Genomic DNA, 21,262 nt, shown 5'->3' with positions numbered 1-21,262 from the left:
GCGGCCATAGCGTGAGGGAAACGCCCGGTTACATTCCGAACCCGGAAGCTAAGCCTCACAGCGCCGATGGTACTGCAGGGGGGACCCTGTGGGAGAGTAGGACACCGCCGGACTTCTTCTGTGAAATGGCCACCCATCGTTGGGTGGCCATTTCGCGTTAACAACAGAATCAACCGTAGAGAGCCACCCGTCGCCGGGTGGCTCTTTGCGTTCACCAGCCGAACTCCGGCACTGTCGAATGCTCACCGCATCAGGCGGGATTCCAGCAGCGCGGCGGTCTCCTTGACGGCGTCGGCCAGTGAGCGTTCCTGGACCTCGTCACCGGCCCAGGTCAGCGCGACGGCGGCCACCGGCCAGCCGGAATGATCGCGTACCGGGGCGCCGACGGAGCGGAGCCCGTCGGCGACCTCGCTGTCCTCGACGGCGAACCCGCGCGCCCGCACCTCGCGGAGCAGCTCTCGCAGCTCGCCGGGTGTCCGGGGTCCGCGGCCGGTGCGGTCCGGGAAGGCGGAGGCGCTGGGGTAGAGCGCCCTGACCTGCTCTCGCGGCAGCGCCGCGAGCATCGCCCTGCCGCTGGCGGTGAGGTGGGCAGGCAGCCGGACCCCCACCTCGGTGACCAGTGCGGGTCGCCGCGGAGCGCGCTCCTCCACGATGTAGAGGACGTCACCACCGCTCATCACGGCAAGGTGCGCGCTCTCTCCGATCCGATCGGACAGCGCCGCGATCAGCGGACGGCCGAGCCGGGCCAGCGGTTGCTGTCTGGCGTACCCGCTGGCGAGTTCGAACGCCGAGGTGCCGAGACCCCACCGGCGCTCTTCGCGCAGGTGCACGACGAAGCCGTGCGCCGACAGGGTCGCCAGCAGGTGGTAGACGGTCGAGCGAGGCAGGTCGAGCTCCCGGGCGATCGCGGACGCGGCCACCGGGGCCGGACGCCCGGCGAGGTAGCGGAGGATGCGAAGCGTGCCGTCGGCCGCGGGGACCCGCGAGGCGTCTGCGATGTCTGGGATCACAGACACAGGATGTCATGAACCGCTGTCGCGGTCGAGTCGTCGGGTGTGGAATCTAACCATGAGTGATCTGCCTTCCGTTCTCATCGGCCACCAGCCGCTGACACCAGCCGACGTCGTCGCCGTCGCCCGTCACGGCGCCCCGGTCGTGATCGCCCCCGACGCCGAGGACCGCGTGGCACGGACGCGCACGGTCATCGACGGCCTCGCCGCCGATCCGCATCCGCACTACGGCGTCTCCACCGGCTTCGGAGCGCTGGCGACGACCTTCATCGCCCCCGAACGACGCCTCCAACTGCAGGCCAGCCTGATCCGCTCCCACGCGGCCGGCACCGGCGCCGAGGTCGAGCGCGAGGTCGTCCGCGGTCTGCAGCTGCTCCGCCTGCAGACCCTCGCATCTGGCCGCACCGGCGTGCGTCCGCTCGTCGTGCAGACGTACGCCGCGATGCTCAATGCGGGCGTGACGCCCGTGGTGCGCGAATACGGATCGCTCGGGTGCTCCGGCGATCTCGCACCGCTCGCGCACATCGCGCTCGCGGCGATGGGGGAGGGCGATGCGCGCAACGCCGAGGGGACGCTGCTTCCGGCATCCGAGGCACTGAAAGCCGCCGGCATCGCGCCGCTCACGCTGGTGGAGAAGGAGGGCCTCGCCCTCATCAACGGCACCGACGGGATGCTCGGGATGCTCGTGCTCGCATTGCACGATCTGGAGACCCTTCTCATCACCGCCGATGTCGCGGCGGCGATGTCCGTGGAGTCGCAGCTCGGCACCGACGCCGTCTTCGCCGCCGACCTGATGGCGCTGCGCCCGCAGTCGGGACAGCAGGAGTCGGCAGCCCACCTGCGCGCGTTCCTCGCGGATTCGCCGATGGTCGCGAGCCACAAGGGACCGGATGACGGCCGCGTCCAGGACGCATACTCGCTGCGCTGTTCTCCGCAGGTACACGGCACGGCACGCGACACGATGTCCCACGCCGCGACCGTCGCCGGCCGTGAGCTGGCGAGCGTCATCGACAACCCCGTCATCACGCTGGACGGGAGGATCGAATCGAACGGGAACTTCCACGGCGCGCCGGTGGCGGCCGTCCTCGACTTCCTCGCGATCTCGATCGCCGACGTCGCGTCGGTGTCCGAGCGCCGCACCGACCGGGCGCTGGACCCCGCGCGCAGTCACGGGCTCCCGCCGTTCCTCGCCGACGAGGTGGGCGTCGACTCCGGTCTCATGATCGCCCAGTACGCCGCGGCCGGCATCGTGTCCGAGCTGAAGCGCCTGGCCGTTCCGGCATCCGTCGACTCCATCCCGTCGTCCGCGATGCAGGAGGATCACGTGTCCATGGGCTGGGCCGCCGCGCGCAAGCTCCGCCGCGCGATCGACGGTCTCGGCCGCGTGCTCGCCATCGAGATCCTCACCGCCGCGCGCGCACTCGACCTGCGCGCCCCCCTCGAGGCGGGGCCGGCCACCGGCGCGGTCCGCGACCTCGTGCGCACCGTCGCCGCCGGCCCCGGCCCCGATCGGTTCCTGTCGCCCGAGATGGAAGCCGTCACCGCACTCGTCCAGTCCGGCGCTGTCGCCCGTACCGCAAAGGAGTACGTGAATGTCTGACACTTCGACAAGCTCAGTGGCCCACCGGAACATCCGCGCCGCGCGCGGCAACGTGCGCACCGCGAAGAGCTGGGGCGCCGAGGCCGCCAAGCGGATGCTCATGAACAACCTCGACCCAGAGGTCGCCGAGCACCCGGAGGACCTCGTCGTCTACGGCGGCACCGGAAAGGCCGCGCGCTCCTGGGAGGCGTACGACGCGATCGTACGCACACTCGACGAGCTGGAGCCCGACGAGACGCTGCTCGTGCAGTCCGGCAAGCCCGTCGGCGTCTTCCGCACGCACGAGTGGGCGCCCCGGGTGCTCATCGCCAACTCCAACCTCGTCGGGGACTGGGCGACCTGGCCCGAGTTCCGCAAGCTCGAGGAGCTGGGACTCATCATGTACGGCCAGATGACGGCAGGGTCGTGGATCTACATCGGCACCCAGGGTATCCTGCAGGGCACCTACGAGACCTTCGCGGCTGTCGCCCGATCGCTCGGAAGGGAGTCGCTGAAGGGCACGCTCACCCTCACCGGCGGCGCAGGGGGCATGGGTGGCGCGCAGCCGCTGGCCGTGACCATGAACGACGGCGCGGTGCTCATCGTCGACGTCGACGAGACCAGGCTCGCCCGCCGTGTCGACCACGGCTATCTCGACGAGTATCACACCGACCTCGACGCCGCGATCGCCCGTGCGGTCGCGGCGAAGGACTCCGGTGAGGCGCTGTCGGTCGGCGTCGTCGGCAACGCGGCCGAGGTGTTCCCCGAGTTGCTGCGTCGTGGTGTGCCGATCGACATCGTCACCGACCAGACCAGCGCCCACGACCCGCTCGCCTACCTGCCGATCGGCATCGAGATCGCGGACTGGAAGCGCGAGGCGGAGCGCGACGCCGAGGAGTTCACCCGCCGTTCGCGGGAGTCGATGGCGGCTCACGTGGCCGCGATGGTGGCATTCCAGGATGCCGGGGCCGCAGTCTTCGACTACGGCAACTCGATCCGTGCCGAGGCGGTGCTGGGCGGCTTCGCGCGCGCCTTCGAGTTCCCCGGCTTCGTGCCGGCCTATATCCGTCCGCAGTTCGAGGAGGGCCGCGGCCCGTTCCGCTGGGCGGCGCTCTCCGGCGACCCGGAGGACATCTACAAGACCGACCGCGCGATCGCCGAGCTCTTCCCCGAGGATGCGGCGCTGCACCGGTGGCTGGAGAAGGCCGGCGAGAAGGTGCACTTCGAGGGCCTGCCGGCCCGTATCTGCTGGCTGGGCTACAAGGAGCGGCACCTCGCCGGTCTCAAGTTCAACGAGATGGTGGCTTCGGGCGAGCTGTCGGCGCCGATCGTGATCGGCCGCGATCACCTCGACTCCGGCTCTGTCGCCTCGCCGTACCGTGAGACCGAGGCGATGAAGGACGGCTCCGACGCGATCGCGGACTGGCCGCTGCTGAACGCGCTGCTGAACACATCGTCCGGGGCCTCCTGGGTGTCGCTGCATCACGGCGGCGGAGTCGGCATCGGCCGCAGCATCCACGCCGGCCAGGTGTCGGTCGCGGACGGCACCGCGCTCGCCGCGGAGAAGCTCGAGAGGGTGCTCACCAACGACCCCGGCACCGGTGTCATGCGCCATGTCGACGCCGGCTATGAGCACGCCCGCGACATCGCCCGCGAACGCGGACTCAAGGTGCCGATGCTGTGATGCGTACTCTGATCACGAACATCGGGGAGCTGACTACCAACGTCCGCGCGGACGGCGACCCCTGCGGGACGCTGCACGACGCGGCCGTTCTCATCGAGGAGGGCCGCATCGCCTGGGTGGGCTCGTCGGCGGAGGCTCCGCCGGTCGCGGAAGTGCTGGACGCCGGCGGGCGTGCGGTGATCCCCGGTTTCGTGGACAGCCACAGTCACCTCGTCTTCGCGGGCGACCGCGCGGTGGAGTTCGAGGCGCGGATGGCCGGGCAGAAGTATGCCGCCGGCGGCATCCGCTCGACCGTCGCCGCGACCCGCGCCGCCTCGGAAGACGCACTGCGGGCACGGCTGCGCGGTTTCCTCGACGAGATGCTCGCTCAGGGTACGACGACCGTCGAGATCAAGAGCGGCTACGGGCTCGACGTCGAGACGGAGGAGCGCCTCGTTCGGCTCGCCGCCGAAGTGACGTCCGAGGTGACGTTCCTTGGTGCGCATGTGGTCCCGGCCGAGTACGCCGATCGCGCGGACGACTACGTCGATCTGGTGACCGGGCCGATGCTGGATGCCTGTGCGCCGCACGCGAAGTGGATCGACGTCTTCTGCGAGACCGGCGCCTTCACGGTCGCGCAGTCGCGACGGGTGCTGGAGGCGGGGATTTCCCGCGGTCTGATGCCCCGCGTGCATGCCAGCCAGCTGGGCGCCGGCGACGGCGTTCGACTCGCGGTCGACCTGGCTGCGGCATCCATCGACCACGGCACCTACCTGACGGATGCAGATGTGAACGCGCTCGCCGGGTCCGACACGGTGCTCACCCTGCTGCCAGGAGTGGAGTTCTCCACCCGCCAGCCCTACCCGGACGCCCGTCGGCTCATCGACGCGGGCGTGACGGTGGCTCTCGCCTGCGACACCAACCCCGGATCCAGCTTCACGAGTTCGATGCCCTTCTGCATCGCCGTCGCGGTGCGGGACATGGGCATGACGCCCGCCGAGGCCGTGTGGGCAGCCACAGCCGGGGGAGCGCGGGCGCTGCACCGCGACGACATCGGCGTCATCGCGCCGGGAATGCGCGCCGATCTGGTGCTGATGGAGGCGCCGACGCGCATCCATCTGGCCTACCGGCCCGGCGTCCCGCTCGTCTCGCGCGTGTGGAAGGACGGCGTCGCGGTCCGCTGAGACACCAGATCCTGCACACGACACCACCTTCCGCGTGAGACACCACGTTGCTCGAGGTGCCTCACGCGGAACGGGTCGGCCCTCAGCGCGTGGCGAGCTCGGCGATGTCCTCGGCGGCAAGCGCCGAGCTCCACACCTTCAGCTCGTCGACGTCACCCGCGAAGGGTGCATCCCACCAGTTCACGCCGAGGCCGAACTCGGCGCCGGATGCCGCGAACACATCCGGGAATCCGGTGCCCTGGAATCTCTCGACGCCGTCGACGTACACCGCGATCGATCCGCCGTCCACGGTGAACGCGACGTGCGACCACTCGTCGAGCGGCAGCGTCGCGCCGGTTCCCGCGTCGTACCACCGGGTGCCCGACCAGACCATCGTCGAACCGCCGACGCCGCTGTGCCCCTGCGGCACGAGGCTCACCCACGAGTCCGGGCTCGCGGCACCGAAGAACGCGGTCGTGAAGGGCGTCAGAGAGTCGGGCCGCAACCACAGGCTGACGGTGTATTCAGAGCCGTGGATCAGTCCGCTCGGCAGCCGCAGCCCGGATGCTCCGTCGAGATGCAGGGCGCTGCCGGTGACGCCGTCCGCCGCGAACGCGGCCGCGCCGCCGGCGGTGTCGAGGCGCGCTCCGGTGGTCGTCGCGCTCGTGTGCTGTCCGGTGGTGTCGGCGAGGTCTTTCTCGAACGACCACGCCCCGGTCAGCACTCCCGGCGTCCGGGCGAGCACCGTCAGGTCGAAAGACACGGTCTGGGTCGCGTCACCGGCGGTGACCGTTGCGGTGAGGGTGACGCGTGCGTCCGCTTCGCCGATCGAAGGCCGCACGACCGTTCCGTCGGCGGCGACGACCGCCGGGTCAGAGCTCTCCCAGGCGATCGTCGTGCCGCTCGTGCCCGCGGTGGGCAGAGTGAGGGCACCGGTGACGGCAGAGGTGTCGCCCAGGTCGAGAGCCGCCACGACCGCGGCGACGGCATCCGCATCCGACAGCGTCGGGACCTTGCGTCCCCACACGCTCACGCCTCGGTCCGAGACCGCCGTGAAACCGGTGGACCAGGTCTCCAGAGCCGGGTCCCACACCGGTATGAACGTTCCGACGTAGGTCTCGCCGTCGATCGTCAGCGTCGCGGCGTTCTGGCCCGTGATCTTCCAGCGGCCCGCTGCGGACCCGGTGATCCTGCCGTTGCCGGCGAGCGTGATGTCGATCGATTCCGCCGCGGTCGCGGTGATGTCCTTGCCCATGTTCACCAGCTGCCAGGCGCCGGCGACGTCGTCGCGGAACACCTTTCGCGCTGTCTCGCCGGCGTAGCGCTGCGGCGAGATCACCGGCCACCCCTCCGCGTTGATCCAGATCTGGTGCACGCGCACCTCGTGGTACTCGCCGCTCTCGGGGAATCGCGCATGGAAGACGAGGAACATGCGGCCGGTCTCCGGGTCCTGATACCAGGAGTTGTGCCCGGGGGACACGTAGCCGATTCCGGCCCCGGTGCCGGCGTCGCCCAGCTCGCGCGTGAACAGGTGACCGCCCATGAGCTTGACGCCATAGGGCTGGATCGAGGCGTCGTCGAAGAGCGGCAGCGACGGATCGGACTTCACGTCGGCCATGTCGTTGCCCTCGGCGTCGAGGTAGGGGCCATCGGGAGAGGTGGAACGCGCGACCCGGACGTCGTAGCCTCCGGAGGCGTCGAGCCCGCCGAAGGACAGGTAGAGGAAGTAGTAGCCGCTCTCGGCGTCGTACTGGATGGTCGGCGCCTCGATGCGGCTGTGGTTGCCGCCGACGAGGTGCTTCCCGTACCCCTGGTCGGGCAGCGGCTCGCCGGTCACGGGATCCAGGCGCAGGATGTGGATGCCGCCTGAGTAGGAACCGTAGGTCAACCACAGGTCCCCCTCGGCGTCGTAGAAGACGTCCGGATCGACGGCGTTCGGGTGGATGCGGGCATCGTAGACCTCGCCGGGATTCTCGGACTCGCCGGACATGCCGGACTTGAGCAGGATGCCCTGGTTCTCGTACGGGCCGTCGACCGTGTCCGAGGTCGCGAGCCCGAGAGCGGAACGGGGGGAGGATCCTTCGCAGGCGTTGTAGTACATGGCGAAGCGGCCGTCCGGCAGCTGGATGACGTCTGACGCCCAGAGCGTGCTGGTGTTCGCCCACTCGAACGTCTCGGCGAGCTCGGCGTAGATGTCGTCGAAGAGCGCGTTGTCGGCGTTCTGAGACAGATCGACGGTGTACTGCTTCCAGTCGATCAGGTCGGTGGTGCGGGCCGAGGCGCCATGCGACCCGAAGGCCCAGATGTCGTCACCGGAAGTGATGATCGACGGGTCGTGCACGGTCACGTCGGAGAACTGCGGCGGCGCAGGATCCGCTGCCGGAGGTTTCGCCCAGGCCGGGGCTGCGGTCAGGCAACCGAGGGCGATGGCCGCAGCGGCTGCCAGGACGAGCGGGGTGCGAGCGGTGCGGGGCATGGTGCTCCTGTTCGGCGTCGGACGGAGTTCAGCGCTCGACTACGAGCACGTCCGCGAATCTACAACGATGTAGAACGCGAGCGCAAGCATCAGTTCGGCTGGCTTCGGGGAACGCCGAGTGATCAGCGTCGGCGGGCCGCGAGTCCGGTGAGCAGCTCGAGCACGCAGAGCGACGCGAGACGGACGGTGCGCGCGTCGTCGGCATCTGCCGTGGCGTCGACCTCCGCGAGATCGGCGCTGACGACACGGGCATCGCTTCCCACCGCTCGGGTGAGCGTGCGCAGCTCCCACGCCTGAAGTCCGCCGGGGACGCTGGCGGGGCAACCGGGGGCGACCGCACGATCGCAGACGTCGACGTCGATGTCCAGGTGCACGCGCGGATCGGCGCCGGCGCCGGCGACCTCGAGCGCTTCGGCCACCACGTCGTCGATGCCGCGCCGGCGCAACTCGTCGAGTGTGATGACACGGATGCCCCAGTCTGCAGCACGCCGCGCGTAGGCGGCGGAGTTGGCGAAATCGGTGATGCCGATCTGCACGACCCGCGTCGGGTCGACGCGGGTCGTGTCCAGAGGCGAGGCAGTGGGTACGTCCTGAATCAGACGGCGCACGGGGGCGCCGTTGGAGACGCCGTCGCGAAGGTCGAAGTGGGCGTCGAACGTGATGAGACCCGTGGCCGAGGCGCCCAGAGCCACCGGGTAGGTGAGCGAGTTGTCCCCGCCGATCGCGATGACCAGCTCTGCGCCGGCGCTCAGCTCGCGGACCCGCGCGATGGTGTCGGCTTCGCCGGCATCTCCGTCGGGTTCCACCACGTCGCCGGCATCCGTGATCCGCAGCACGTCGTTCAGATCCACCAGGGGCGGACCCATCAGCGCCGTCCCGTAGCGCTGCAGAGCCTCGCGCACGGCAGTCGGCGTCGCATGCGCCCCGGTCGGCGACAGCGAGGTGCGCCATACGGGGACGCCGAGGAGCGCGGCATCCGCTGTCCCCTCGAACGCGGGCCAGCCCCCGGCGCGCGGCCAGAGCGGATCGTAGGACAGGGCCATGTCAGACTCCAGGGATCAGGGCGTGAGCGATCGTGAAGATCGCCAGGCCGGCGAGGGCTCCGACGAATGTTCCGTTGAGGCGGATGTACTGAAGGTCGCGGCCGACCATGAGCTCGATCTTCTCCGTCGTCTCGGCCGGGTCCCAGCGCTCCACGGTGTCGGTGATGATCGAGGCGATGTCGTGCCGGTACCGGTCCACGAGGAACACGGCCGCATCGGAGACCCAGGTGTCGACGCGGTGCTGCAGGGCGGCATCGGTCGTCAGGCGCGCGCCGATCTCCTGCAGCGCCTGCGCGGCGCGGCGTCGCAACCCGCTCTCGGGGTCGGCGAGAGCCGTGAGCAGACCGGCCTTCGCGGTGTTCCACGCCTCGGCGGCCAGCGCGCCGACGCGGGGGCTGTCGAACAAAGTGGCCTTGGCGTTCTCCAGCTTCGCCCGGGTCGCGGGGTCGTGCTGCAGATTGTCGGCGAGACGGTTCAGGTAGCCGTCGACGGCGAGGCGGGCCGGATGCTGCGAATCGGCTTGCACCGCATGGACGAAGCGCACGGCCTCGTTGTAGGCGGTGTCGTCGACGAAACGGTGTGCAAGCTTCGGCACCCAGGACGGAAGGCGCCGCGAGATGAGGCCGCTGAAGGCGACGGCGTTGGCGTCGAGCCAGGTCGCGATGCTGTCCACGGCGAGATCCACGGCGCCGTGGTGGGCGTCGGCCTCGACGATCCTCCCGAGCCACGCGCCGGCGGGCGGTCCCCATTCCGGCGACACCAGGTGCTCGCGGGCGAGGTCGGTGATCAGGTCGCGGACGTCGTCGTCGCTGAGCGCGTTCAGCACGGCGGAGGCGACAGCGGCGCCCTCCGATGCCACGCGCTCGGCGTGCGGAGCTTCGCGGAGCCACTCGCCGGCGCGCTGCGCGATGGCGGTGTTCGACAGCTTCGTGCGCACGACGGATGCTTCGAGGAAGTTCGTCTCGACGAACTCGCCGAGGCTGCGCCCGATCTCGTCCTTGCGACTCGGGATGATCGCGGTATGCGGGATCGGCAGGCCCAGCGGCCGGCGGAACAGCGCGGTGACGGCGAACCAGTCCGCGAGGGCGCCGACCATACCGCCTTCGGCGGCGGCCCGCACGTACGCCAGCCAATCGAGGCGCTCCTGGAACGCGAACGCGATCACGAAGACGATCGCCATGAAGATCAGTGCGCCGAGCGCGACCGCCTTCATGCGGCGCAGGGCGCTGAGCCGCACCTGATCGGCGGGGGAGAGCTGCGTCATCGGAGTTCGCGGCATGTGGCCATCCTTTCACGCGGACAGGCGGATGCCTGCGGTGCCGGGCGACCCCTGTCTCGGCACCCGGACATGTCCGTGGCCGGAGTAACCTCGAACCGTGATCGAAGACATCAAGAAGCGTGCTCTGCACCGCACCAGCATCCTCGAGGGTCAGATGCGCGGAGTCGCGCGGATGATCGAGAACGAGGAGTACTGTATGGACATCATCACGCAGTCGCGCGCGATCCAGCGGTCTCTGGAGTCCCTCAACCGCCTGCTGCTGGAGAACCACCTCCGCACGCACGTCACCCACATGTTCGAGCACGGCGGCGAGGAGCGCGACAAGGCGGTGCTCGAACTGCTGAAGGCCTTCGACTTCGACTCGAAGTAGGCCCGGACCCCCGGGTCGGACCCGCTTCGAGTCGAAGCCGGCGACGCCTACTTCGCGTCGAAGACCTCCGTCTCCATGGCGTCGTATCCCTCGGCCTGCGGGTCGCCGTGCGTCCCGCCCGAGAGCGCGTACTCCTCCTCGGGGGAGAGCACCAGCCGGTGCCGGAAGAACAGTCCGAACCCGATCAGGATGATCGCGTAGACGATCGCGATGGCGATGATCGCCGGACCGAAGGTGGGGTTCAGCAGGAAGCCGACGAAGATCAGCGCGGCGATCACCAGCGCGATGACGGCTCCGGGGATTCCCCAGGGGCTGCGGTACGGGCGATCCGCGTTCGGGTACTTCTTGCGCAGGATCATGAACGACACGAGCTGCAGCCCGTAGGCGAGCACGGCTCCCCACACGGCGATGTTCAGCACGATCGCGCCGGCCACCGACCCGGCGCCCTCCGCATCCACCGCGGCGAGCACATCGAGCACGATCAGGGCGACGAAGCCGATCGCGGCGCCGACGACCAGCGCGACCCACGGGGTCTGGCGCTTGCCGGTGAGCGAGAGGAAGCGGGGGTAGTAGCCGGCGCGGGACAGCGAGTACATGTTGCGGCCGTAGGCGAACATGATTCCCTGCAGCGAGGCGAGCAGGCCGATCAGGGCGAATAGCGCGAGCACGGCGGCCATCTGGTCGCCGACGATGGCGCGGAAGCCGTCGAGGAGGGGCTCGCCGGCCACGCCCGTGGCCTCGGCACCGAGGATACCGGTGTTCAGGAACAGCACGAGGAGGCCGGTGACGATGAGCGTACCGCGGGCCCAGAACCCGGCCTTGGGGATGTCGCGCGTGGGGTTGTGCGACTCCTCCGCTGCCAGCGGAAGCTCTTCGATCCCGAGGAAGAACCACATCGCGAAGGGGAGGGCGAACAGGATCGGAAGCACGCCGTGCGGGAGGAAGGCGGTCTGGCCGGGGTCGGGGACGATGTCCCACAGCGATGCCCAGGAGAAGGCGCCGGAGAAGGCGGCCATCGCCGAGAAGACGAGGATGATGCCGATCGAGATCACCGAGACGATGATCGCGAAGCGGAACGAGATCGCGGCTCCGGCCGAGTTCAGGGCGATGAACACGACGTAGAGGATGATGTACCACGCCCATCCCGGGAGCGTGAACCCGAGCAGCTCGGCGGTGATGCCGTTGGCATACGAGGCTGAGAAGTACACGATCACCGCCGTCGTGGCGACGTACTCGATCGTCTCGGCGGCGCCGGTGACCAGGCCGCCCCAGGGTCCCATGGCCGAGCGGGCGAACGAATAGGCGCCGCCGGTGTGCGGCATCGCGGCAGCCATCTCTCCGATCGAGAAGATCATGCCGTAGTACATGAGCACGAGGATGGCGAAGGCGATGAGCATCCCGCCGAAGCCGGCGAAGTCGATGCCGAAGTTCCAGCCGGAGAAGTCGCCGGAGATCACCGCGGCGACGGCGAGGCCCCACAGCCCCCACACTCCGGCGGAGCGCTTCAGCGTCCGCCTCTCGAAGTAGTCGCTGCCGGCGCGCGTATAGGTCGCTCCACCGACCTTCCGGGACCCACTGTTCTGCTCGGACATCCGATCTCCATTCGCACGCAGTCAGGCGCCGGGTGCACCTAGCGCCCGATTGTGGCAGCCAATGGTGGATTCGTCTACCTTTAAACTGAATGGTGTTCTACTCTGAGGGCGGAGCCGGTCGGCTGATCGCTCCGTCGAACGAATGACAGGAGCGTCAGATGTCGGGAAACCTCAGCATCGAGCAGCTGGATGCCGGCATCGCCGCCGGTGAGATCGACACGGTGATCGTGGCTTTCGCCGACGCCCAGGGGCGCCTGGTCGGCAAGCGCGTCTCCGCGCGGCTGTTCCAGGAGGACATCCTGCATCACGGCGCCGAGGCCTGCGACTACCTGCTCTCGGTCGACGTCGACATGAACACCGTCGACGGCTACGCGATGTCGAGCTGGGACCGCGGGTACGGCGACATGGTGCTGCGTCCGGATGCCGAGACGCTCCGGCGCATGCCCTGGCTCCCGGGCACAGCGCTCGTGATGGCCGACCTCGTCTGGCAGAACGGCGAACCTGTCGCGCCGTCGCCGCGAGCGATCCTCGATCGCCAGCGCGACCGCCTGGCCGAACGGGGCTGGACCGCCTTCTCGGGCACCGAGCTCGAGTTCATCGTGTTCGAGAACACCTACCGGGACGCCTGGGCGCGCAAGTACGAGGGCCTGACCCCGGCCACCGACTACAACGTCGACTACAACCTCCTCGCCTCCACCCGCATGGAGCCGCTGCTGCGTGACATCCGCAACGGCATGGACGGCGCCGGCATGTACTGCGAGGGCGTCAAGGGCGAGTGCAACTTCGGCCAGCAGGAGATCGCGTTCCGCTATGCGGAGGTGCGCGAGACCGCCGACCAGCACGCGATCTACAAGAACGGCGCGAAGGAGATCGCCGAGCAGCACGGCCAGGCGCTGACCTTCATGGCGAAGTTCAACGAGCGCGAAGGAAACAGCTGCCACATCCATCTCTCCCTCCGCGAGGACGACGGCACCCCGGTGATGGCGGGCGACGGCGAGCACGGCTTCAGCCCGATCATGGAGCACTGGATCGCAGGCATCCTCGCCACACTGCGCGAGTTCACCCTGCTGTACGCGCCGAACATCAACTCTTACAAGCGCTTCGCGAAGGGCAGCTTCGCGCCGACCGGGGTGGCCTGGGGCATCGACAACCGCACCTGCGCGCTGCGGGTGATCGGGAGCGGATCGGCGCTCCGCGTCGAGAACCGGGTGCCCGGTGGCGACGTGAACCCGTATCTGGGCATCTCGGCGATCATCGCCGGCGGTCTCCACGGCATCGAGAACAAGCTGCCGCTGCCGGAGCGCTTCACCGGCAACGCCTACGAGGCCGGCGTCGATCACCTGCCGACGACGCTGCGCGAGGCCGCGCAGCTCTTCAGCGAATCGACGATCGCGCGCGAGGCGTTCGGCGACGACATGGTGGATCACTACCTGAACCAGGCGCGCATCGAGCTCGAGGCCTATGACGCCGCCGTCACCGACTGGGAGCGTGTCCGTGGCTTCGAACGACTCTGAGATGTCGGCGGACCGCGTTGTCGCGGCGCCGCGCATCGGCGTCAGCACCTATCTCGAACGGGCCCGACAGGGCGTGTGGGATGTGCGCGCGGCGTTCCTGCCTGAGGTGTATTTGAATGCCGTCGCCGGTTCCGGCGGCGTCGCCCTGCTGCTGCCTCCGCAGGCGGAGCAGCACGCCGACATCGCCGTCGCGGGGCTGGACGGACTGATCCTCACCGGCGGTGCCGACGTGCAGCCCGAGCTGTACGGTGCCGAACGCCATCCGCAGACGGATGCTGCGCGCATCGACCGCGACGCATGGGAGCTGGCGCTGTTCCGTGCCGCCGAGCGTCGTCGGCTGCCGGTGCTCGCCATCTGCCGGGGCCTGCAGCTGGTGAACGTGGCGAGGGGTGGCACCCTCGAGCAGCATCTGCCGGATTCCCTGGGCACCGATCGCTACCGGATCGGCGGTGGCGTCTTCGCCGAGAACGAGGTGATCATCGAAGCAGAGACGACGCTCTCGCAGATTCTCGGCGACGACGACTACCCCGTGCACAGCTATCACCATCAGGGCATCGGACGGCTCGGCGACGGTCTCGTCGTCAGCGCGCGATCCGACGACGGTCTGGTACAGGCCGTCGAGGGCGCGGGCGACGGCTATCTCGTCGGTGTGCAATGGCACCCCGAGGAGAACAGCGACGATCGGCGCCTCTTCGAAGATCTCGTCTCACAGGCTCGCGCGTTCGCCGCGCGGCAGAAGGAGGAAGCGCGATGAGCGCGTTCACTGTCATCAACCCGTCGACCGGTGCACCCATCCGCGACATCGCGCGAGCGGATGTCGCGGAGACGGATGCGGCGATCGCACGCGCCATGGCCGCGCAACGCCGTTGGGCGGCTCTCGCTCCGGTCGCGCGCGCCGATGCTCTGCGCTCCTTCGCCCGCGCGGTCGAAGGCGCCGTGGAGGAGCTCGCTCAGCTGGAGGTGCTCAATTCCGGACACCCGATCTCATCGGCGCGGTGGGAGGCGGCGCACGTCGCCCAGGTGCTCAACTACTACTCGGCCGATCCGGAGCGCCTCTCCGGGCGGCAGATCCCGGTCGCAGGCGGACTCGACGTGACGTTCCACGACCCGTACGGCGTCGTGGGGGTCATCGTGCCCTGGAACTTCCCGATGACGATCGCGTCGTGGGCGTTCGCGCCGGCGCTCGCCGCGGGCAACGCGGTCGTGCTGAAGCCCGCCGAGCTCACACCGCTCACGGCGATGCGGCTCGGCGAGCTGGCCGTCGAGGCCGGTGTGCCGGCCGGACTGCTCGAGGTCGTCACCGGATCCGGTTCGATCGTCGGTCAGCGTCTGGTCGAGCACCCCGACGTCCGCAAGGTCGTCTTCACCGGGTCGACCGAGGTCGGGATCGATGTGGCCGCGGGATGCGCCAGGGCGCTGAAGCCGGTCACGCTGGAGCTCGGCGGCAAGAGCGCCAACATCGTCTTCGCCGACGCCGACCTCGAGCGGGCGGTGGCCGCCGTTCCAGGCTCGGTGTTCGACAACGCCGGTCAGGACTGCTGTGCCCGCAGCCGCCTGCTCGTGCAGCGATCGGTATTCGACCGTTTTCTGGAGCTGCTCGAACCGGCTGTGGCGGCCTGGCGGGTCGGCGATCCCGGCAGCGCGGACACCGACATGGGACCGCTCATCTCGGCGAACCACCGCGACACCGTGGCGTCGTTCCTCGACGACGCGAACGTCGCGTTCCGCGGCACGGCGCCCGCCGGTGACGGATTCTGGTTCGCGCCGACGGTGGTGCTGGCCGACCCCGCCGACCGGATCGCACAGCAGGAGGTGTTCGGTCCTGTCGTCGCGGTGATGCCGTTCGAGGACGAGGCCGACGCGATCCGCCTCGCCAACGACACCGCGTACGGTCTGGCGGGTTCGTTGTGGACCGAGAACCTCGGCCGCGCCGTGCGGGTGGCTCGGGGCGTGCAGAGCGGCGTGCTGTCGGTGAACTCGCATTCCTCGGTCCGCTACGCCACCCCGTTCGGCGGCATGAAGGCGTCGGGCCTCGGGCGCGAGCTCGGACCGGATGCCGCGGAGCACTTCACCGAGACCAAGAACGTCTTCTTCGCCACTGACGCATCCTGATCGCTTCCCTCCTCCATCCGACCCTTCAACCGGAGCACACACATGAGCATTGATCTGACCCAGCGACTCAAGGACCGCGTCGCGATCATCACCGGCGGCGCGAGCGGCATCGGCTTCGCCACCGCGAAGCGATTCGCCGCCGAAGGCGCGTTCGTCGTCATCGCCGACGTCGATCCTGCCACCGGCGAGGCGGCCGCCGCCGAGGTGGGCGGAGCGTTCCGCTCCGTCGACGTCGCCGACGAGGCCAAGGTGAACGCGCTGTTCGACGGTGTCGCCGCCGAGTTCGGGCGGATCGACATCGCCTTCAACAACGCGGGCATCTCACCGGCCGACGACGACTCCATCGAGACCACCGAGCTGCCGGCGTGGGACCGGGTGCAGGACGTGAACCTGAAGAGCGTGTACCTGTGCAGCCGGGCTGCCCTTCGCCACATGGTGCCTGCCGGCCGCGGTTCCATCATCAACACGGCCTCGTTCGTCGCGTTGCTGGGGTCGGCGACCTCGCAGATCAGCTACACCGCCTCGAAGGGCGGCGTGCTGGCGATGTCGCGCGAACTCGGCGTGCAGTTCGCCCGCCAGGGCATCCGCGTGAACGCGCTCTGCCCCGGACCGGTCAACACGCCGCTCCTGCAGGAGCTCTTCGCGAAGGACCCGGAGCGGGCGCAGCGCCGTCTCGTGCACGTGCCGATGGGTCGTTTCGCGGAGCCGGAGGAGCTCGCGGCCGCGGTGGCCTTCCTCGCCTCCGACGACTCGTCCTTCATCACCGCCAGCGCCTTCGTCGTGGACGGCGGCATCAGCAACGCCTACGTCACCCCGCTATGAGCGCCGATCCTCCGCAGGGAGTCGAGGGCGACCTCGCCGAGGTGCGCAGGGCGGTGTACCGGCCACTTCGGCGCGGCAACGCTCTGGAGGACACCGTCGCCCGCCTCGTCCAGACCATCCGTCTCGGCGTGGTGGCACCCGGCGACTCGCTGCCGCCGGAGCGCGAGCTGGCGGCATCCTTCGGCGTCAGCCGTGACACCGTGCGCGACGCGATCCGGGAACTGGCCGACACCGGCTACCTGCGTCCGAGGCGGGGCCGCTACGGCGGTACGTTCGTCGCGGATCCGCTCCCGCAGCCGTCCGTCTCCACGGCCGTGACGGCCGCGGAGCTCGACGACGTGCTCGGGCTTCGACGCGTGCTGGAGACGGGAGCCGCGCACGCCGCCGCCAGCAGGACTCTGGATGCGGCGACCAGGGCCGACCTGTGGGGCCGGCACGAGGCCGCGCTGCCCGCGGGCCCGGGGGAGTACCGCCGGCTGGACACCCTGTTCCACCTGGCGATCGCCGAGGCGGCCGGTGTCCCGTCACTGGTCGCGCTCGTCGCCGAGAACCGTGCGGACGTCAATGCGTGGCTCGACACCTTCCCGCTGATGCCACGCAACATCCAGCATTCCGGGGAGCAGCACGAACACATCGTCACGGCGATCCTGGCGGGCCGCCCCGACGCCGCCGAGTCGGCGATGCGGGATCACCTTGCGGGCTCCGAGGCGCTTCTCAGGGGCTTCCTGATCTGACTTCGGCGGCCCGCCGACCACGAAACACCCTGATCCGGTCTCAGAGCACCTCGGATGCCCGGGTGAGAACGCTCCGCAGCAGCTGCTCGATCTCGCGGAACTCGGCGGGACCGACGGTCAGCGGCGGGGCGAGCTGGATCACCGGATCGCCGCGGTCGTCGGCGCGGCAATAGAGGCCTGCCTCGAACAGGGCGGGCGAGAGGAAGCCGCGCAGCAGCCGCTCCGACTCGGCATCGTCGAAGGTCTCCTTGGTGTCCTTGTCCTTCACGAGCTCGATGCCGAAGAAGTAGCCGTCGCCGCGCACATCGCCGACGATGGGGAGATCGAGCAGCTTCTCCAGCTCTGCGCGGAACAGCGGCGAGTTCTCGCGGACGCGCTCGTTGAGTCGCTCCTCGTCGAAGATGGCGAGGTTCTCCAGGGCGACGGCGGCGGAGACGGGATGACCGCCAAAGGTGTAGCCGTGCGGGAACGACACCTGTCCGTGTGAGAACGGTTCGTAGATCCGATCGCTCACGATCGTGGCGCCGATCGGCGAGTAGCCGCTGGTCATGCCTTTCGCGCAGGTGATCATGTCGGGGACGTACCCGTATCCGGTGCAGGCGAAGGTGTGACCGAGGCGCCCGAACGCGCAGATGACCTCGTCGGAGACGAGCAGCACATCGTGCCGGTCGCAGATCTCGCGCACCCGGGCGAAGTAACCGGGAGGGGGAGGGAAGCATCCGCCGGAGTTCTGCACCGGTTCCAGGAAGACGGCGGCGACGGTGTCCGCGCCCTCGAACAGGATCATCTCCTCGATGCGGTCGGCGGCCCAGCGTCCGAACGCCTCCACGTCGTCGGCCGGCGCGCCCATCTCCGCCGCACGGTAGAAGTTCGTGTTCGGCACCCGGAAGCCTCCGGGGGCGACCGGCTCGAACATCGACTTCATCGCCGGGATGCCGGTGATCGCGAGCGCGCCGTGCGGGGTGCCGTGGTACGCCACCGAGCGCGAGATGACCTTGTGCTTGGTGGGTTTGCCCATGAGCTTCCAGTAGTGCTTCGCGAGCTTCAGCGCCGTCTCCACCGCTTCACCGCCGCCGGTGGAGAAGAAGACTCGGTTCAGATCGCCCGGTGCCTCGTCAGCGAGCCGGTCGGCCAGTTCTATCGCAGCGGGATGCGCGTACGACCACAGCGGGAAGAAAGAGAGCTCGGACGCCTGCTGGGCGGCGGCGTGGGCGAGGCGTCGCCGGCCGTGACCCGCGTTCACCACGAAGAGACCGGAGAGTCCGTCGAAGTAGCGCTTGCCCTGGGCATCCCAGATGTGGTGCCCGTCTCCCTTGACGATGATCGGGACGCCGTTCTCGGCCATCGAGGACTGGCGGGTGAAGTGCATCCAGAGATGATCCTTCGCCATCCGCTGCAACTCTGCCTCGGATGCGCGCTGACGTGACGTGGTCATCTGGTCCCCCAGTTGTAGAGCTGCTTCTGCAGCTTCGCGTAGATGAAGGTCTCGGTGGACAGCACGCCGTCGATGGGACGGATGCTGTCGCCGAGCAGGGCGAGCAGATCCTCGTCGTCTTCGCAGACCACCTCGGCGAGCACGTCGAAGGATCCGACGGTCACCACGACGTAGTCGACCGCGGGTATGGCCGCCACGGCCTCGGCGACGAGACGGGCATCGCCGGAGACACGGATCCCGATCATGGCCTGACGGCGGAAGCCCAGCTGCATCGGGTCGGTGACGGCGACGATCTGCATGACGCCCGAGTCCGTCAGCTTCTGCACCCGCTGGCGCACCGCCGCCTCGCTGAGCCCGACCACCCGTCCGATGTCGGAATACGAACGCCGGCCGTCCTCCTGCAGAAGCTCGATGATGGTCTTCGAAAGGTCATCGAGCGGGGATCTCTTCTTCGAGCTCATGGTGCGATCTTCGCACTTCGGCGACGGCTCCTCAATGGAAATCGTCGATTTCAATCGAATCGGCTTATGCATTCAGCCGAATCGAGTCACGAATCCAGAGGTCCCAGCCACGCCGTCGCCATGGTCGCGTGCGCCGATTCCGGGTCGGAGGGATGGAATGCGCCGGCGAGTACATCACGGTAGAGGCGGGAGAGTTCGTTCGAGGAGAAGTACGAGCCGCCGCCGGCGACCAGCATCGCCTCGTCGACGACTCCCTTCGCCATCACGATCGCGCGGTGCTTCACGCCGGAGAGCAGCGAGAACCAGCGGGTTCCGTTGTCGGCCATCTCGTCGACATCGCGGGCGAGGGCGTCGATCTGCGGGGGCAGCGCGTCGTAGGCGAGTCCCATCGAGGCGATCCGCCAGCGGATGTCGGGGTCCTGACTGTACGCGGCTCCGGTCTTCTTCGAGCGGCGCTTCTGGGCGGTCTCGGCGGCGAGTTCCAGCGCGCGTCGCGCGATCCCGGTGTACACCGAGGCCAGGAGGATCTCGAAGACGGCGAAGATGCCGAAGACGATGGGGTCGGGGTTCGGGCCCGGATCGATGCGGCGCACCACATGCTCGGCTCGGGCGACGGCTCCGTTCAGGCGCGTCGTCCTGCTCTGCGTTCCGCGCATCCCGAGCGTGTCCCAGTCATCACCGGTGACGACGGCATCGGTGCGCTCGACGAAGGCGAAGACGAGCTTCGGTGCATCCTCGCTGGTGGTGTCCAGGCCATGCAGGCCGAGCTTCGTCCACACCGGGGCGAGGGAGGTGAAGATCTTCGTGCCCGTGAAGGCATAGCCGCCGTCGGGGAGCGGTGCGGCATCCGTGTCGCTGCCGAACAGCACGAGGTCGTTGCCGCCCTCGCTGATCCCGAAGGCGAAGACCTCACCGGCGACCGCGCCGTCCTGCACGAACTCGAGCCCGGGAACGCCGCGGTCAGCGAAGACCTTGGCGACACCGGTCCACACCAGGTGCATGTTGATGGCGAGCGCGGTGGCGGGGGCCGCCGTCGCCAACCGCTGCTGCAGGATCGCGGCCTCCGCGAGACCGAGACCGGCACCGCCGCGCGAGGCGGGAACGAGGATCGACAGGTATCCGGCGTCGCGCAGTTCGTCGAGATCCTGCTGCGGGAACGTGTTCTCCCTGTCATGGATCGGGGCGCGCTCGCGGATGCGATCGAGCAGAGCGTCGGGGAGGATCGTGGCGGGGTCGAAGGTGCTCATGTCACGGCCTCCAGCAGCTGGCGGATGGATTCGTCGGGCTTGTCGCGGTGCAGCGAGTGACCGGCACCGGCGACGACGGACATCGTGATGCCCGGGTTGCCCGCGAGGACCTCGTCGGCGACGGGGCCGGTGAAGAGACTGTAGACGGCGGGATCGGCGCCGATCACGTGCGTCGGAACCGTCAATCGTGCGACATCGGCCCGCACGTCCCACGGCCTGTTCTGCGCGCTGGTCTGCTCGACCGCCCAGCGACTGGCGCGCAGCACGGCATCCACCTTCAGCTCCTGGTCCTGCGGGTGCCAGTGCGGATGCTCCGACCGCACCGTGTCGACACGGGGGTCGGTGAAGGCGCGCTCCTGGCTCTTGCGGATCACGTTCGCGTCGCGCCCCTCGACCAGGATCGCCGGGTCGATGAGCACGAGTCGTCGTGTCCACTCCGGTGCGGATGCCGCGGCGACGGCGCTCGCGGCTCCGCCGAGCGAGTGCCCGACCACGGCGTCCCAGGGGCCGCCACCGGCAGGGAGGGCGGCGACGAGGTCGGCGGCGTAGGCGGAGACCGTGTAGTCCATCGAGCGAGGGGCATCGCCGTGACCGCGCAGATCCACAGCAGTGGCGTGCCAGCCGGCTACTGCCAGCGCGTCGCCGAGGCGCCACATCAGCGCGCCGGATGAACCGAGGCCATGGACGAGCAGCGCTCGGCGCGGCGATGCGGGCTCGCCCCAGGAGATGCGGGGCAGAGTGAGGGGCGCAGGCATGGTCTCA

At 69.2% G+C, this 21,262-nt stretch carries 18 protein-coding genes and 1 rRNA gene; 10 read left to right on the top strand and 9 right to left on the bottom strand.

The annotated features are described in order from the left end of the window. Nucleotides 1-113, top strand: a 5S ribosomal RNA gene (gene rrf / locus CUR96_RS01600); the annotation flags it as partial. A gap of 129 nt (nucleotides 114-242) precedes the next feature. Here the strand turns inward: rrf and CUR96_RS01595 are convergent. Beyond that, nucleotides 243-1,010, bottom strand: coding sequence for an IclR family transcriptional regulator (locus CUR96_RS01595; RefSeq protein WP_102191557.1), 768 nt, complete (start codon nucleotides 1,008-1,010; stop codon nucleotides 243-245). Nucleotides 1,011-1,068: 58 nt separating this feature from the next. On the opposite strand from CUR96_RS01595, the gene hutH reads away from it, so the two are divergent. The 3 genes from hutH to hutI are packed head-to-tail and all read left to right on the top strand — an operon-like array spanning nucleotide 1,069 to nucleotide 5,436. Then, nucleotides 1,069-2,610, top strand: a complete 1,542-nt coding sequence (hutH, locus tag CUR96_RS01590) for a histidine ammonia-lyase (RefSeq protein ID WP_102191554.1) — start codon at nucleotides 1,069-1,071, stop codon at nucleotides 2,608-2,610. Next, nucleotides 2,603-4,273 carry a urocanate hydratase gene (gene hutU / locus CUR96_RS01585; RefSeq protein WP_102191553.1) on the top strand — a complete coding sequence of 557 codons (1,671 nt, stop codon included), beginning with the start codon at nucleotides 2,603-2,605 and terminating at the stop codon, nucleotides 4,271-4,273. The genes hutH and hutU overlap by 8 nt, the downstream gene beginning before the upstream one ends. Beyond that, on the top strand, nucleotides 4,273-5,436 hold the full coding sequence (hutI, locus tag CUR96_RS01580; protein ID WP_102191552.1) for an imidazolonepropionase: 1,164 nt from the start codon (nucleotides 4,273-4,275) through the stop codon (nucleotides 5,434-5,436). The genes hutU and hutI overlap by 1 nt, the downstream gene beginning before the upstream one ends. Nucleotides 5,437-5,518: 82 nt before the next feature. Here hutI and CUR96_RS01575 read toward each other — a convergent pair whose 3' ends face one another. From CUR96_RS01575 to CUR96_RS01565, 3 genes are all read right to left on the bottom strand, one after another. Then, nucleotides 5,519-7,891 (bottom strand): LamG-like jellyroll fold domain-containing protein, encoded by a 2,373-nt coding sequence (locus tag CUR96_RS01575; RefSeq protein ID WP_102191551.1) that lies wholly within the window; start codon nucleotides 7,889-7,891, stop codon nucleotides 5,519-5,521. A 122-nt stretch (nucleotides 7,892-8,013) separates the two neighbouring features. Continuing rightward, nucleotides 8,014-8,934, bottom strand: coding sequence for an arginase family protein (locus tag CUR96_RS01570; protein ID WP_102191550.1), 921 nt, complete (start codon nucleotides 8,932-8,934; stop codon nucleotides 8,014-8,016). Between the two features lies 1 nt (nucleotide 8,935). After that, a complete protein-coding gene (locus CUR96_RS01565) occupies nucleotides 8,936-10,213 on the bottom strand; it encodes a DUF445 domain-containing protein (RefSeq protein ID WP_102191549.1) in 1,278 nt (425 codons plus the stop codon). Between the two features lie 97 nt (nucleotides 10,214-10,310). Between CUR96_RS01565 and CUR96_RS01560 the strand changes: the two genes are divergently transcribed. After that, complete coding sequence (locus CUR96_RS01560) at nucleotides 10,311-10,583, top strand: metal-sensitive transcriptional regulator (RefSeq protein WP_102191548.1); 273 nt, start codon at nucleotides 10,311-10,313, stop codon at nucleotides 10,581-10,583. 47 nt (nucleotides 10,584-10,630) lie between these two features. Here the strand turns inward: CUR96_RS01560 and CUR96_RS01555 are convergent, their stop codons facing one another. Beyond that, entirely contained in the window at nucleotides 10,631-12,175 is a 1,545-nt protein-coding gene (locus tag CUR96_RS01555; protein WP_102191547.1) for an amino acid permease, read from the bottom strand. 158 nt (nucleotides 12,176-12,333) lie between these two features. Here CUR96_RS01555 and CUR96_RS01550 point away from each other — a divergent pair, with 158 nt between their 5' ends. From CUR96_RS01550 to CUR96_RS01530, 5 genes are read left to right on the top strand one after another with little or no spacing between them, the layout of a single operon-like run. Continuing rightward, on the top strand, nucleotides 12,334-13,689 hold the full coding sequence (locus CUR96_RS01550; RefSeq protein ID WP_102191546.1) for a glutamine synthetase family protein: 1,356 nt from the start codon (nucleotides 12,334-12,336) through the stop codon (nucleotides 13,687-13,689). A 1-nt stretch (nucleotide 13,690) separates the two neighbouring features. After that, a complete protein-coding gene (locus CUR96_RS01545) occupies nucleotides 13,691-14,443 on the top strand; it encodes a gamma-glutamyl-gamma-aminobutyrate hydrolase family protein (RefSeq protein WP_102191545.1) in 753 nt (250 codons plus the stop codon). Continuing rightward, a complete protein-coding gene (locus CUR96_RS01540; protein ID WP_102191544.1) occupies nucleotides 14,440-15,801 on the top strand; it encodes an aldehyde dehydrogenase family protein in 1,362 nt (453 codons plus the stop codon). The genes CUR96_RS01545 and CUR96_RS01540 overlap by 4 nt, the downstream gene beginning before the upstream one ends. Nucleotides 15,802-15,843: 42 nt before the next feature. Further along, the gene (locus tag CUR96_RS01535; protein ID WP_102191543.1) at nucleotides 15,844-16,623 is read left to right on the top strand and encodes a 3-oxoacyl-ACP reductase; all 780 of its coding nucleotides are present in this window, start codon (nucleotides 15,844-15,846) and stop codon (nucleotides 16,621-16,623) included. After that, complete coding sequence (locus CUR96_RS01530) at nucleotides 16,620-17,357, top strand: FadR/GntR family transcriptional regulator (protein ID WP_102191542.1); 738 nt, start codon at nucleotides 16,620-16,622, stop codon at nucleotides 17,355-17,357. The genes CUR96_RS01535 and CUR96_RS01530 overlap by 4 nt, the downstream gene beginning before the upstream one ends. A 40-nt stretch (nucleotides 17,358-17,397) precedes the next feature. Here CUR96_RS01530 and CUR96_RS01525 read toward each other — a convergent pair whose 3' ends face one another. The 4 genes from CUR96_RS01525 to CUR96_RS01510 all read right to left on the bottom strand — a co-directional run bounded on the left by CUR96_RS01525 (nucleotide 17,398) and on the right by CUR96_RS01510 (nucleotide 21,255). Further along, on the bottom strand, nucleotides 17,398-18,792 hold the full coding sequence (locus CUR96_RS01525; protein WP_102191541.1) for an aspartate aminotransferase family protein: 1,395 nt from the start codon (nucleotides 18,790-18,792) through the stop codon (nucleotides 17,398-17,400). Beyond that, nucleotides 18,789-19,253, bottom strand: coding sequence for an Lrp/AsnC family transcriptional regulator (locus CUR96_RS01520; RefSeq protein WP_102191540.1), 465 nt, complete (start codon nucleotides 19,251-19,253; stop codon nucleotides 18,789-18,791). Before CUR96_RS01520 ends, CUR96_RS01525 begins: the two co-directional genes overlap by 4 nt. Nucleotides 19,254-19,339: 86 nt before the next feature. Next, on the bottom strand, nucleotides 19,340-20,500 hold the full coding sequence (locus CUR96_RS01515; RefSeq protein ID WP_102191539.1) for an acyl-CoA dehydrogenase family protein: 1,161 nt from the start codon (nucleotides 20,498-20,500) through the stop codon (nucleotides 19,340-19,342). Then, nucleotides 20,497-21,255 carry an alpha/beta fold hydrolase gene (locus CUR96_RS01510; RefSeq protein WP_102191538.1) on the bottom strand — a complete coding sequence of 253 codons (759 nt, stop codon included), beginning with the start codon at nucleotides 21,253-21,255 and terminating at the stop codon, nucleotides 20,497-20,499. The genes CUR96_RS01515 and CUR96_RS01510 overlap by 4 nt, the downstream gene beginning before the upstream one ends. Between the last annotated feature and the right edge of the window lie 7 nt (nucleotides 21,256-21,262).

Origin of the sequence: Microbacterium aurantiacum (genome assembly GCF_002872075.1) — a bacterium.
In the GTDB taxonomy this organism is placed as follows: Bacteria; Actinomycetota; Actinomycetes; order Actinomycetales; family Microbacteriaceae; genus Microbacterium; species Microbacterium aurantiacum_A.
Note: the sequence above shows the minus strand (reverse complement) of the source record. Positions and strands in the feature narration are given on the sequence as shown.